This is a genomic window from Dehalococcoidia bacterium (genome assembly GCA_025054935.1).
In the GTDB taxonomy this organism is placed as follows: domain Bacteria; phylum Chloroflexota; class Dehalococcoidia; order SpSt-223; family SpSt-223; genus JANWZD01.
Genome location: JANWZD010000010.1, coordinates 126945 through 139411 on the forward strand (window position 1 = coordinate 126945; position 12467 = coordinate 139411).

18 protein-coding genes are annotated in these 12467 nt (G+C 65.2%); 11 read left to right on the forward strand and 7 right to left on the reverse strand.

Annotated features, from left to right (window positions below):
* Nucleotides 1–17: 17 nt before the first annotated feature.
* Nucleotides 18–785: a DUF4349 domain-containing protein gene (locus NZ773_11750; GenBank protein MCS6802596.1), complete on the forward strand. Its 768-nt coding sequence runs from the start codon at nt 18–20 to the stop codon at nt 783–785.
* A 50-nt stretch (nt 786–835) separates the two neighbouring features.
* Here the strand turns inward: NZ773_11750 and moaA are convergent, their stop codons facing one another.
* Nucleotides 836–1846 (reverse strand): GTP 3',8-cyclase MoaA, encoded by a 1011-nt coding sequence (gene moaA / locus NZ773_11755; GenBank protein ID MCS6802597.1) that lies wholly within the window; start codon nt 1844–1846, stop codon nt 836–838.
* Nucleotides 1847–2015: 169 nt separating this feature from the next.
* On the opposite strand from moaA, the gene NZ773_11760 reads away from it, so the two are divergent.
* The 6 genes from NZ773_11760 (at nt 2016) to NZ773_11785 (ending at nt 6022) form a co-directional block, all read left to right on the forward strand.
* Nucleotides 2016–2906, forward strand: coding sequence for a 4-hydroxy-3-methylbut-2-enyl diphosphate reductase (locus tag NZ773_11760; GenBank protein MCS6802598.1), 891 nt, complete (start codon nt 2016–2018; stop codon nt 2904–2906).
* 66 nt (nt 2907–2972) lie between these two features.
* A complete protein-coding gene (locus NZ773_11765; GenBank protein MCS6802599.1) occupies nt 2973–3098 on the forward strand; it encodes a hypothetical protein in 126 nt (41 codons plus the stop codon).
* Complete coding sequence (locus NZ773_11770) at nt 3089–3292, forward strand: hypothetical protein (GenBank protein ID MCS6802600.1); 204 nt, start codon at nt 3089–3091, stop codon at nt 3290–3292. The genes NZ773_11765 and NZ773_11770 overlap by 10 nt, the downstream gene beginning before the upstream one ends.
* A 43-nt stretch (nt 3293–3335) precedes the next feature.
* On the forward strand, nt 3336–3518 hold the full coding sequence (locus tag NZ773_11775) for a hypothetical protein (GenBank protein MCS6802601.1): 183 nt from the start codon (nt 3336–3338) through the stop codon (nt 3516–3518).
* Nucleotides 3515–4405, forward strand: coding sequence for a Clp protease N-terminal domain-containing protein (locus NZ773_11780; GenBank protein ID MCS6802602.1), 891 nt, complete (start codon nt 3515–3517; stop codon nt 4403–4405). The genes NZ773_11775 and NZ773_11780 overlap by 4 nt, the downstream gene beginning before the upstream one ends.
* A 198-nt stretch (nt 4406–4603) precedes the next feature.
* Nucleotides 4604–6022, forward strand: coding sequence for an FAD-dependent oxidoreductase (locus NZ773_11785; protein ID MCS6802603.1), 1419 nt, complete (start codon nt 4604–4606; stop codon nt 6020–6022).
* 155 nt (nt 6023–6177) lie between these two features.
* Here NZ773_11785 and NZ773_11790 read toward each other — a convergent pair whose 3' ends face one another.
* The gene (locus NZ773_11790; protein MCS6802604.1) at nt 6178–6489 is read right to left on the reverse strand and encodes a hypothetical protein; all 312 of its coding nucleotides are present in this window, start codon (nt 6487–6489) and stop codon (nt 6178–6180) included.
* 152 nt (nt 6490–6641) lie between these two features.
* Here NZ773_11790 and NZ773_11795 point away from each other — a divergent pair, with 152 nt between their 5' ends.
* From NZ773_11795 to NZ773_11810, 4 genes are all read left to right on the forward strand, one after another.
* Entirely contained in the window at nt 6642–6791 is a 150-nt protein-coding gene (locus tag NZ773_11795; GenBank protein ID MCS6802605.1) for a hypothetical protein, read from the forward strand.
* Between the two features lie 49 nt (nt 6792–6840).
* Nucleotides 6841–7146 carry a hypothetical protein gene (locus NZ773_11800; protein ID MCS6802606.1) on the forward strand — a complete coding sequence of 102 codons (306 nt, stop codon included), beginning with the start codon at nt 6841–6843 and terminating at the stop codon, nt 7144–7146.
* A gap of 77 nt (nt 7147–7223) precedes the next feature.
* Entirely contained in the window at nt 7224–8159 is a 936-nt protein-coding gene (locus NZ773_11805) for a hypothetical protein (protein MCS6802607.1), read from the forward strand.
* A 353-nt stretch (nt 8160–8512) separates the two neighbouring features.
* A complete protein-coding gene (locus NZ773_11810; protein ID MCS6802608.1) occupies nt 8513–9604 on the forward strand; it encodes a 3-deoxy-7-phosphoheptulonate synthase in 1092 nt (363 codons plus the stop codon).
* A 75-nt stretch (nt 9605–9679) separates the two neighbouring features.
* Here the strand turns inward: NZ773_11810 and NZ773_11815 are convergent, their stop codons facing one another.
* From NZ773_11815 to NZ773_11835, 5 genes are all read right to left on the reverse strand, one after another.
* Nucleotides 9680–9814, reverse strand: a complete 135-nt coding sequence (locus NZ773_11815) for a hypothetical protein (protein ID MCS6802609.1) — start codon at nt 9812–9814, stop codon at nt 9680–9682.
* Between the two features lie 66 nt (nt 9815–9880).
* Entirely contained in the window at nt 9881–10774 is an 894-nt protein-coding gene (locus NZ773_11820) for an amidohydrolase family protein (GenBank protein ID MCS6802610.1), read from the reverse strand.
* 72 nt (nt 10775–10846) lie between these two features.
* Nucleotides 10847–11242 carry a cupredoxin domain-containing protein gene (locus tag NZ773_11825; GenBank protein ID MCS6802611.1) on the reverse strand — a complete coding sequence of 132 codons (396 nt, stop codon included), beginning with the start codon at nt 11240–11242 and terminating at the stop codon, nt 10847–10849.
* A 78-nt stretch (nt 11243–11320) separates the two neighbouring features.
* On the reverse strand, nt 11321–11512 hold the full coding sequence (locus NZ773_11830) for a hypothetical protein (protein MCS6802612.1): 192 nt from the start codon (nt 11510–11512) through the stop codon (nt 11321–11323).
* A 69-nt stretch (nt 11513–11581) separates the two neighbouring features.
* On the reverse strand, nt 11582–12467 hold an 886-nt coding region (locus NZ773_11835), incomplete at its 5' end, for a hypothetical protein (protein MCS6802613.1).

Below are 12467 nucleotides of genomic sequence, written 5' to 3' on the forward strand. Positions count from 1 at the left end.
CAGGCGCGGCGCCAAGGATGCTTTCCCCTAGCACTGCTCCGCGCGGGACAGAAGCCAGGCCCAGCACCGGCGAGACGAGCCTGCCCAGCGAGCAAGCGATCCTTGGCCTCCGCAGGATTATCTTCACCGGCGATATCCAGCTCGAGGTGGCAAACCCGCTCGAGACGATGGCGCGCGTCCAGCGTCTCGTCCAAGATGCCGGCGGCTATGTCGCCAGCTCGAACGCCGCCTCCCAAGGCGATGCGCCCGTCGTGACGATGACCTTACGTGTTCCAGCAGAGCACTACAGCAACGTCATGGAGCAGCTGCGGCGCGTCGGCGATAAGGTGCGTTCCGAGAAGACGACCTCGCAAGACGTGTCGGAAGAGTATGCCGACCTGAACGCGCAGCTGCGGAACCTCGAAGCTGCCGAGGCGCAATATCTCGAACTGATGCGGCGCGCCCAGTCGATCGATGAAGTGCTGAAGGTCCAGCAGCAGCTGACAGCCGTCCGCGGTCAAATCGAGCGGATCAAAGGCCGGCTCACCTACCTTGAGCGCCGGGTCGAGATGGCGACGATCAACGTCGGGCTCTATCCGCCGGCGGTGCGGCCGCAGAACGGCTACGCGAACCCGCTCGACGCGGCCGCCGCCGCGTGGGGCGCCTCGCTCCGCTTTCTGGCGGCGGCGGCGAGCGGCGTGGTCGCGGTCGTCGTCTTCTTCTGGTGGGCGATCCCGCTGCTTGCGCTCGCGGGATGGCGGCTCGCCGGCTGGCTGCGGCGGCGCAGCGTCACCGCTGCCTCCTGAGCAGCCGGACATCCGCGGAGAGCACTGACGCCCGGCTCGTCCGATGCGAGCTACCCGCCGATTTGCGACATCGAGCGGTTCGGCCGCACAAATGCGGCCCCCTCGTTGATCCGATGCTTCTTCTCTTTGTGGCGGACCGCCTCCCGAATGATCGCGATCAGCTCCTCATCGCTCGCCCCGGCACGAAGCGGGCCGAGGAGGTCCCAGTCGCCAGTCGAGAAGAGACAGGTGCGCAGCTGGCCGTCGGCAGTGAGCCGCAGCCGGTTGCAGTCGGCGCAAAACGGCTCAGTCACGGGATTGATGAACCCGATCTCGCCTTTCCCGTCGGCAAACCGCCAGCGGCGAGAGGTCGAGCCGGGCGCCGCCTCGATCGGCTCGAGCGCGTAATGGCGGCGGATGATCGCGAGGACCGTCGCGCCGGGAAGCACCTTCGCCATCTCCCAGTTGCCCTCGGCATCGAGCGGCATATATTCAAGAAAGCGAACGACGTAGGCGCGGCTGCGCGCCAGTTCGCAGAAGGCGAGGATATCTTCCTCGCTCATGTCGGGCATGGTAACGGCGTTCACCTTGATCGGCCAAAGCGAGGGATACTTCTCAACCTCACGCAGCCCTTCGAGGACGCGGTCGAGCGCATCGCGGCGGGTCAGGTGGTGGAAGCGGTCGCGGTTGAGCGAGTCGAGCGAGACGTTGACGCGCCGCAGCCCCGCCGCGGCGAGCGGACCCGCCAGTTTGTTGAGCAGGACGCCGTTCGTCGTCAGCGAGAGGTCGTCTAGCCCGTCGATCGCAGCGAGCCGGCGGACGAGGTCCGGCAGGCCGGCGCGCAAGGTCGGCTCGCCCCCCGTCAGCCGGATCTCCCGAATGCCGAGCGCAACGAAGAGCCGCGCAAGCCGCTCGATCTCGTCGAACGTCATCAGCTTCGCGTTCGCCAGCCAAGGCAGCCCCTCTTCGGGCATGCAGTAGACGCAGCGGAAGTTGCAGCGATCGATCACCGAGAGCCGCAGGCTCTCCATGCGCCGACCAAACTGGTCGATGAGGGGCGCGAGCGCCGGCCGAGCCGCCATCAGCACCATGGAGCCGTCTCACAAAATAAACAGTTCCGGGCTTTCTCTGTCAGAATCATCAAGTATCGGGTCAAGGCTAGCGTGGGGCGCGCGATGCTGTCAACCGCGCGGCCGCCCCTGATCGCAGCGGCCGCCTATACTGAATTGGGAGAGAAGCGGAAGGAGCCTCATGGACGTTATCAAGATCACTCCGCGCGGCTACTGCTACGGCGTCGTCGACGCGATCCAGCTGGTGAAGCGGGTCGCTGCCGACCCGGCCACGCCGCGGCCGATCTACATCCTCGGCCAGATCGTCCACAACCAGCATGTCGTCGCCGAGATGGAGCGCCTTGGCGTCATCTCGCTCGACGGGCCAAACCGGCTCGCCCTCCTTGAGCAGGTGAATGAGGGGACGGTGATTTTCACCGCCCATGGGGTCTCCCCCGCCGTCAAGGAGCGCGCGGCCGCCAAAGGGCTCCACTGCGTCGACGCCACCTGCCCAGACGTAGAACGGACCCACGCCCTCATCCGCCAGCTCGCCCCGCAGGGCTACCAGATCATCTACATCGGCAAGCGCGGGCACCCCGAGCCTGAGGGGGCGATCGGCGAAGCACCAGAGGCGGTTCATCTCGTCGAAACGGTCGAGGATGTCCACGCTCTTGACCTCGTTGCCGACAAAATCGCCGTCACCACCCAGACCACCCTCTCGAAGTGGGATACCGAGGAAGTGATCGCGGCGGTCCTCGCGCGATACCCCCACGCCGAGGTGCACAACGAGATTTGCCTGGCCACCCAGCAGCGCCAAGAGGCGGCGGTCTTTTTCTCCCAGCAGGCCGACCTCGTGCTTGTCGTCGGCGATAAGAAATCGAACAACACCAACCGCCTCGTCGAAGTCGTTCAGAAGCTCGGGCGGAAGCCGGCCTACCGCATCGACACGGTGGAGGACATTCGCCCTGAATGGCTCGTTGGAGTGCGCCGCGTGGGGGTGACCGCCGGCTCGTCGACGCCGAGCGAACTGACCCGCGCCGTCATCCGCTATCTTGAGGGGCTCGACTTGGAGGTCAACGCCGCTGGCCGCTGATCTCGGCGCCTCTCGCCTCCGACCAGGCCCTGGATTGAACGGCGTCACCCCTTCCGCGCCGACAGCGTGCGGGCGGGGCTCGCCTTCTTCGTCTTTGCCCTTCTCCAGTCTTTCTCCTGGGAGACCGTGCTCGCGACGGTTATCGGCTTTCGCCACTCGCCTGGCTCGTTCACCTCGGCGCGGTGGCAGTGATGGCTGGCGCCACTGCTGCCGTCCTCATCGCCCGCACCGTCCCGCAGGCGCAGCGCTTTGCCCGCCTCCCGGAGGGGATCGCGTGGCTGTTCACTACTATCTTTCTGGTGACGCTGGCTGAGCTGCCGCTCGGCGTCGACCAGAGCCGCCAGCCAGAAGCGGGGCGCGTACTCGTCGACGCGGCGCTTCTTTGACTTACCTCTGTCCTCCGCTTCGCCGGTTGGAGCTGGATGCTCGATGCCGGCGCTCCGGCAAGGGAACGACCCCGAGCGGAACGTCGGCGGGTCGATCTTCTCTTCCTCAGGAAGCGCCCCCGTGCCCGGCTCCCAAAGCTGGGTCCCCAACTACTGCGACTACCTCGCTCTTGCATGCTGGGTCAGCACGACCCTCGGCCCATCGGATACGATTGCTTCTTCATGACGCACCAAAATGCTGGTGATGCTGCAGGCTTCGGCCTCAATCGTCATCCTCTCCGTGATCGCGGCGCGAGCGATCGGGATCTTCAGCTGAGGGAGGTCGTCGCAATGCAAGACCGGTCGGAACGACTTTCGACAGCAGCACGTCAGGCGCTGGATACGGCGGTGGCGGTCGCAGCGCGCGCGGGCGCGCCGGCGGTCGGCACCGACCACGTGCTTCTCGGCGTCATCCGGCTGGGCGACGCCACTGTCGAGGCAGTGCTGAGAGAGCTGAACACGAGCGCGCGCGCCCTCGAAGAGGCCCTCCTCACCGCAGGCCACTCAGCGAGCGCGAGCAGCGGGCGGAGCGGGGCACCGAGCGGCGGACCGATCAGCGACGATGACACCGCAACCAGCCTTCCCGACCTGCCGCTCACCCCCCGCTGGCGACGGATCCTCCGCTCCTCGCGGCTGACCAGCCGGCTGAAGCAGGCACTCGCTTTCGCCGAAGACGATGCCCGCGCCCGGGGGGCCCCTGCCATCGAGCCGATCCACCTCCTGCTGGCAGCGCTCCGCGACCCGGGAGGCGCAGGCGCTCGGCTCGTTCGGCCGCTCGGTGTCGACTACGAAGGGGTACGCCGCGTCTTGCGGGTCGGCCCCTCTCCTCTTCCTCCGGCGCCTGCCCCAAAAGCGCGCGCTGCCGCCAGCCAGACGGGGAATGTCACGGTCACCCTCCCGCCCGATGTCGTCGCCCAGCTTCGCGCTCTTGCGGCAGCCCGGGAGACGACGGTCGATCAGCTGGTGCTCCGCTTCGTCCGTCTTGGGCTGCTCGCGATTGCGGTGCAGGAGAAGCCGAACGGCGCCGTGATCGTCCGCGAGGGCACGCGCGAGCGCGAGATCATTCTGATCTGAGCGTCCTCGGCGTGCGAGGCCCAGCCGGCCGCCGCGCTCGCTGCGCGAGCGCGGCAGCAGGTCCATTCTTGCTCTCCCAGAGGGGGGAAGGAGAGCGTGCTGACCGGAGCAAAGCACGCCGGGGAAGGCGATAGGCGCAGCCGGCCCGACTGAGGTATACTGCCGGACAGTGCGCCGACGCCATCAGTTGGAGGACGGTTGCCAGATCGCGTGATCATCATGGGCGCCGGCCCTGCAGGACTTGCCGCCGCTCACGTCCTCACCAGCAACGGAATTCCCCCGACCGTGTACGAGCGCTCGCCGTGGGTCGGCGGTCTAGCGCGAACGATCGAACGCGATGGTTTCCGCTTCGACATCGGCGGCCATCGGTGGTTCACGAAGAACGACGCCATCCATCAGTTCTTCGTCGCCGTCGTCGGCGACGAACTGATCGAGGTTGACCGCGTCAGCCGCATCTATTTCGAGGGGAAGTACTTCTACTACCCCCTCAGAATCGGAAACGCGCTCGCAGGGATGGGATTGCGCCGGAGCATCCGCGCCCTCGCCGATGCGCTCGCTGTCACGCTGCGTCCGCTGCGGATTGACGGCGAAGCGACGATGGAACAGGCGTACATCAATCAATTCGGCCGGACCCTCTACGAGCAGTTTTTCAAGACGTACTCAGAAAAGGTGTGGGGCCTGCGCTGCGACCAAGTCTCCGGCGACTGGGTTGCGCAGCGCAGCAAGGGGCTCTCGCTGACGACGGCGATCAAAGATGCCCTCACCCGCTCCCGCGGCGAGATCGAGAGCCTCGTCGAGCGCTTCTCCTATCCGCGGCTGGGCATCGGCCGCTTCTCGGAGCGGATGGCAGAGGATGTGCGCGCCGGAGGCGGCGAGATCGCGCTCAACAGCCGCGTCGTGCGCGTTCATCACGACGGCCAGCGCGTGACTGGCGTCACTGTCCGGACCGAGCGGGGAGACCTGCGTGTTGAAGGCGACGCCTTCATCTCCTCAATCCCGATCACGCAACTCGCCCGCGCCTTTCGGCCGCCTGCGCCGGCAGAGGTGATTGCGGCAGCAAATGCGCTGCGGTTCCGGGAACTGATCACGGTCAACCTGATGCTGCGGCGGCCGCAGGTCACCTCAGACACGTGGCTCTACATCCACGACCCGGCTATCCCCTTCGCCCGCATCCACGAGCCGCGCAACTGGAGCCCGGCGATGGCGCCCGAGGGGACAACATCGCTCGTGTGCGAACTCTTCTGCAACCGGGGAGATGCCTTCTGGACTGCGCCGGATGACGTCCTCATTGAGCTTGCCGTCAAGGAGTTCGCGGAGCTGGGGTTCTTCGACCGGCAGGAGGTGCTCGACGGCTTTGTCGTGCGGGCCGTCCGCGCCTATCCGGTCTACACCCTCGGCTATCAGCGGCACCTCGACGTTCTGAAACGGTATCTCCGCCGCTTCGAAAATTTGCAGATTGTGGGGCGCTACGGGACGTTCCGCTACAACAACAGCGACCACTCTGTCGAGACAGGGATCCTCGCTGCCCGCAACCTGCTTGGTGAGCGCCACGACCTCGACTTGGTCAACAGCGCGCCGGAATATCTCGAGGAACGCCGGCGCGCTGTAGTCGCGTGATCCCAGAACCGCGCCTCCCCGGCGCTCATCAATACCGCTGCGCCTGAGAAGACGTTCCGGGCAGGCTGCAGGTGCAGAAGGAGCCGCGCTCTACTCCAGCGCTCCCCCAGCAGCGCGTGGGAACGCTCAAATAAAGCGCCGGCGAGCTGCGCGCGTTAGCTCGCCGCTGGCGCGCGGCGCAGCTCCGGCTCGGAAACCATGCTTGGCCGGCGCGCCCGAGTGATGACCACGTCGATGATCACCCCAACCAGCGAACCGATCACTGTCGTGATCAAATGGAGTCCCCCGAAACTCGGGTCCACATTGAACGCCGGCTGGAGCAGGCTGTGCGCGACGTAGATCCCGATGAAAGGAAACGCCGCTACACGCCACACCCGTTCGGGCAGCTGGCCGGGCAGCAGGTCATACCAGAGCACTCCGAGCGCGTAGGACAGGCCGAGCATTAGGAGAAGCGTTCCGAGGTCCATTGCTCCCTCCTCTTCCGGAGGCATGTCTCCTCCGGAGTACTCGCTATGAATATATCGCATAATGCTCGAAAGCGCACACGAGGCTGGCAACGGCTCAAGGGATCGGTTGGACGGGAGCGTTCGTCCTTCTGAGCGTGCCCTCAGCTCGATGGATGGCGACGCAGCGTGTGCTGAGCGGCGCGCTGCTGACGCTTGCCTCTAGGCCCCTTCCGCCCACGGCGCCGCCGAACGCAGCGATGCTCTTCCGCTTCGCGCCTCTCACGCTTCCGGCCCGATGGGCACTGCCGGCCACGATCGGCTAGGATGCCGCCATCCTATGCTTCGGCGCGTTCCGGATTGAGCAGGTCGACGATGGCAGAGCGAATCCCGCTTGGAGAGTATTCGGTAGGCGAGGGACACCGCTTTCGGCTGAGTGTCGAGGTGCGCGAGAGCGAGGGCGCGCTCGTAGTTGCGCTCTTCGCCGCGCCCGCTGATGCACCCGGCTCCTCCCTGACGAATGAGGAGCGCGCTCGCTACTCGATCTGGCTGACCCGGCTCGGCGATCAGCCGTGGGTGCCAGTCGACCACGCCCAAGGGCTCTCGACGATCGCTGAGCGCGACGGCACGCCGTATCTCTACTGGCACGGCAACGCCCCCGGGCTGCGGCCTTTCACGTAGCAGCTGCCCCGCCTCGTCGAGGGAAACCGCCCCCTCCCGCGAGACAGCCGAGGGCGCGCCGCCGCTGAGGAGCACCAATGACCGACCTGCAGTCGTACACCGCCGCCGTCGTCCAGACCCCGCTTTACGGCTTCAGCGACCGTGAGCACCCACGCGATATCATCCGGCGCAACGCCGACCGAATTGCGCGCCTGCTCGACCGTCTCGTTGAGCTGAGCGATCGTCCGCCGCGCCTGGTCGTTCTTCCCGTGCTCGCGCTGAGCGGGATCGGCACGGCGCTCCGGCATCGAGGCATTGCGCGCCCGATCGAGCGGGATGACGTTGCGCTCCAGCTCGCCGACGACCCAGCGCTTGCGCCGGTGCGCGATGTCTGCGCGCGGCACGGGCTCTACGTTGCCTCCTCCCATGTGGAGAAACACCCCGCCTTTCCGGGCCGCTACTTCCATACCGGCTATATCATCGGTCCCACGGGGCTGGTGCTCCGCTCACCCAAAACCCAAGCGCCGACCTCTGCAGGCATCACCCTCCTCCGCGACATTGTCGACGAGTACCTCGCCGCCTTCGGCGCAGACGCGCTCTTCCCCGTCGTTGAGACGCCGCTCGGACGCCTCGCCTGTCTTGTGGAGGGAGAGTTCCTCATCCCTGAAGCGGTGCGGACCGTAGCCGCGAAAGGGGCGGAGATCATCTGTCATCCGACTGCGCAGCTTGCGGGGCCAGGTCGCCCGCCGACGCCGGCAATTCAGCAGACGCTAGCCTATCTGCACGGGGTCTACTGGCTGAGCGGCGTCCCGTCGGCCGAAATCATTGAGGACGCGGCGGAGCGGATCGAATTCCAGTTCGGCGGCGGCGCCTGCATCGCCGGGCCAGACGGCGCGCTCCGCGCGCACCTTGCCGGGCCGCATGAAGGCCACGCGCTCGCCGAGATCGACCTCGCCTTGCTGCGCGCCATCCGTCCGGAGCGGGCAGCGGCGACCGCGCCCGCAGCGAATCTGTATCGCGCGCTCGCCCGCTGAGCACCGTCGGCGGCGCGAGAAAACGGCGCTAAGCTGCTGCTCTCCTTGCCCGCACCGAAACGGCGCGCGGGAGGCGAAAGGTTGACCATCTCGGCCTGCCTGTGCTACGGTTATTGGCGATGATGACCGGACAGCGCAGCCGCGGCTTTTGGGGATACTTCGCGTTTCCCCGGGCCTCCGGCCGCCTGTCTCGGTCGTAAATCGAGAGAGGCGAGCTGGAGGCCAAGCGAGGCCCCGGTTCGCCATCACGCAACGACGCTCCGGACCGCGGGCCTTCTGAACCGCGGTCCTTTGCATTAACGGCGGGACAACGACGTGCCCCCTTTCTACCTGACGACGCTTGAGGAGCTGCGATGTACCGCCAGACCGATGATTTACGCATCGAGAAGCTGAAACCGCTCATTCCGCCGGCGATCTTGATCGAAGAGTTTCCGGTGACGCCGGAAGCCTCCATCACCGTCGCAGAAGCGCGCGACGCGATCGAACGGATCCTGCGCGGCGAGGATGACCGGCTGCTGGTTGTTGTCGGCCCCTGCTCGATTCATGACGTCTCTGCCGCGCGCGAATATGCCAACCGGCTGAAAGGCGTCGCCGACGAGCTCGCCGAGGAACTGCTGATCGTCATGCGGGTGTATTTCGAAAAGCCTCGCACGACCGTCGGCTGGAAAGGGCTGATCAACGACCCGCATCTCGACGGCAGTTTCAATATCAATCACGGCCTCCGCCTTGCCCGCGGCCTCCTCCTCGACCTTGCCAAGATGGGGATGCCCGTGGGCACCGAATTCCTCGACACCATCACCCCCCAGTTCATCGCCGACCTTGTTGCCTGGGGCGCGATCGGCGCGCGAACGACCGAAAGTCAGGTGCACCGCGAACTCGCCTCCGGGCTCTCAATGCCGGTCGGCTTTAAGAACGGCACAGGCGGCAGCATTCAGCTGGCGGTCGATGCTGTGCGCGCCGCCTCCCTGCCGCACCACTTCCTCTCGGTTACGAAGCAAGGGGTGGCGGCGATTGTCGCGACGCGCGGCAACGATGCGTGCCACATCATCCTGCGCGGCAGCACGCGCGGCCCCAATTACCATCGGGAAGATGTTGCAGCCGCGGTCGCCCTCCTCGAGCGGAGCGGGCTGCCGCCCCGGATCATGATCGACTGCTCCCACGGCAACAGCGGCAAAGACCCCTCGCGCCAGCCTGCCGTCGCCGCCGATGTTGCCGGCCAGATCGCCGAAGGCAATCGGGCGATCATTGGGGTGATGCTGGAGAGCCACCTCGTTGGCGGCCGCCAAGACGTCGACCTCGGAAAGCCGCTCGTCTACGGCCAGAGCATTACCGATGCCTGTCTCGGCTGGGGGGATACCGTGCCGGTGCTGAAAGACCTCGCGCGAGCGGTTCGGGCACGACGGGCTGCGCGGGCAACCATGGCGGAAGCGCTGGCTGCCGGCTGAGATCACGGCGTCAATGCGCCGGGCTCTGCACGGCCGACGCAAGACGAGACGCGAGAAAGAGCGGCGCCGCGCTCCCTAGCGGCGGCGCTCCTCGTCGACGGGCACTTCGACCGGGGTGGTGTCAGGGGTCTCCTGGGTTCGGCGGAGAAAGAGGGGAAGAAGCAGCGCTACCCCTGCTGCCAATACCCACACCCATGCTTGTTCGCCCATGTGCGCGCTCCCAACGGCTCTCGGGATCGACTGATTGGACAACCATACCACGGCGCGCTCATCTGGTCAAACGGCGGAAGTGCCGGCGCGCCGCTCGGCAAGCCCGAGCTTGAACACGGCGTCAGCCGTGTCGCGAAAGAGCAGCCGACGCGCATCGTCGCGGAACTGCTTCTGCGCGAGCTGCCGCGCGCTCGCCTCATAGGTCAGGATCGGCAGGTCGGCTCCCCACATGCACTTGCCCCGCCCCTGGAAGTTGATGAAGGTGTCCAGTTCCTGGCTCCACAGCCGCGGCGCAAACCCCGAAGCCGAGAGATAGACGTTGCGGTGCTTCCATGCCATCGCGATCAGTTCGCTTGTCCACGGCCACCCCGTATGGCCGCCGACGATCTTGAGCGTAGGGAAGTAGAGGGCGATGTCGTCCAGCAGGATCGGCCGGGCGTGAGCGCTCGGCATCGTCTGCGCGCAGTGGCAGACCTGGATCACGACGGGCACGTCGAGCTCGACGCACTTCGCATAGTAGGGATAGAGGTCGCGATGGTTAATCGGCATGTCGAAGCCGTAGACCAGGAGATGCGCGCCCTTGAAGCCAAGCTCGCGCACCGCCCATTCCAGTTCGCGCACCCCGGCCATCCGCTTGTAGGGATTGATCCCGTAGTAGCCATACAGCCGGTCGGGCGCTTGGCGGACGAGATCCGCGACCTCTTCCGGCCGGATATCGACAAGCTGCTCCCGCCGCTCGAACGACCAGATCTGATAGGCCGGAATGCCGGCCATCAGCACATTCGCCCTGTCCATCAGGGCGAGAAATTCCGGCACGCTCCAGCCCCGGACGTTCTCGTGGAGGTTGTAGCGGTCGATCTCCTCGGCAAGCTCGGGAGCATCGCGAAAGATTTTCTTCATCAAGGGCGGAGTGAACGGGCTGCACCAGATATCGACTGCGCCGCCTTCGTAAATCATCATGCTCTCCAGACATGCCTTGCCCTCTGTGCGCCGAGGGGGATGATATGTCGGCAAGACGGCAGTCTGCTCGTTTCACGGCGTGACGATGAGCGTCCCCCGCATCCCGCGCTCGGCGTGACCGGCGATCGTGCAGAAGATGTCGTAGCGCCGCGGTTCGAGGACGACGTCGACGAAGCCGGTCGCGCCGGGAGCGAGGTTCGGCGTTCGTGCCTCGACGGCGCCGCCTTGGATTTTCAAGTTGTGCACTTTCTGGCCGACATTGCGCAGGACGAAGCGGACGGTTCCTGCGCGCGCGGTGATCGTCGGAGGGTTGAAGGCGTAATCGAGCCCATCGATGAAGAACTCGACGCAGCTCGGCGGCAGGCAGGGGGTAGCGGGGGTCGGCGCGGCCTCCGGCCCCTGCTCCTCGATCGCGCACGCCGAGCCCAGCAGTAAGACGAAGACCAGCAGCGCGCGCAGTCGGTTCACGAAACGATCCCGTTGGATGGGCAGAACGCCAGCCCGGGCGGACGCTCGGAGCGCGCCGAAGGGGCTGTCAGAGAGAGGTCATTCCCAGTTGATGATCCAGACGCACAGACCGGCGAGGAGGATCGTGCTGACGATGAGCGCGGCCATCTGGGTCGGCAGCAGCCCCACGTCTTTGGCAGACCAGACGAGCATCGCCACCATACCGACGGCGAGCACGAACCACATCACGAGATTCGGATGCCGAGCGTAGAAGTTCCGCAAGAACTGCATGGGCGCCTCTCCCGCCGGGATAGTAGCAGAGCCGAGGCGGGACGGCGAGGCGACCGGCTTCCCGCTGAGCTATGCCCCCCGCACTCGGCGATAGGCGAGGCGAGCGAGCTGCTCAGCATCGTCGAGTTGGTCGTAACTCGCCAGGCTAAACTCAACCTCCCCTGGCCCATCATGCCAAATGTTTGATACATCACGCATTGCCGAAGGCCGAAGTTTCGGCACATCGACCCAGTTCAGATTGAGATACAACAAGAGTTTGGAATTCCTCGGCACTACTGTTAGGAAGGTTTCGAAGGTGCGTCCACTCGGTGTGGTCAAACCTTCGCCGACCACAGAGAAACGGACATATTGCTGAGTGTATACAATCTCCGTATTCTCTAGCCGATTCAATCGCAACACCAACTGCTCGTATATCTCTATGATGCGTGGTGACTTGCCCTTGAACAGCGTGTCCTTCGACCAGCCCCCTTCAGGCCGCTCCTCCCGCTTATTGACTATCTTCTCGTCAGAGGAACTACTACGCTCGATGTTGTCTTTTTGCTGAGAAATGATCAGGTACGGCAGAACGGTTCGAATTTGTTCTTCTGAAAGCTCCTCGCCAACCGATGATCGGACCGCTCGTACGAACGATCTAGTAGGCTCTCTCAGGAGACGCTGAATGCCCTCTCGAACGATCTCTACGGCAAAGACAAGCTCAGTATATCTCCTTAGATCGCCCGAGACGACTCGCTCCTTCGAAAGAAGCTCAAGTTGGCGTATCATCGCTTCACGAGACGACATATCGCCATATTGGCGGAGATCGATCTCCATCACAAGCTTGTTCGCCATCGAAACCGGTTCGTTGAGCTTGTAGATTTGATAGACAAGGCCATTCGTAAGCACAACCCAGAAAACACCCTTATTGGCCTGAGCGATGTACTGCGGCTGGACAAGCGACTGTTTGAGCGCCTTTACC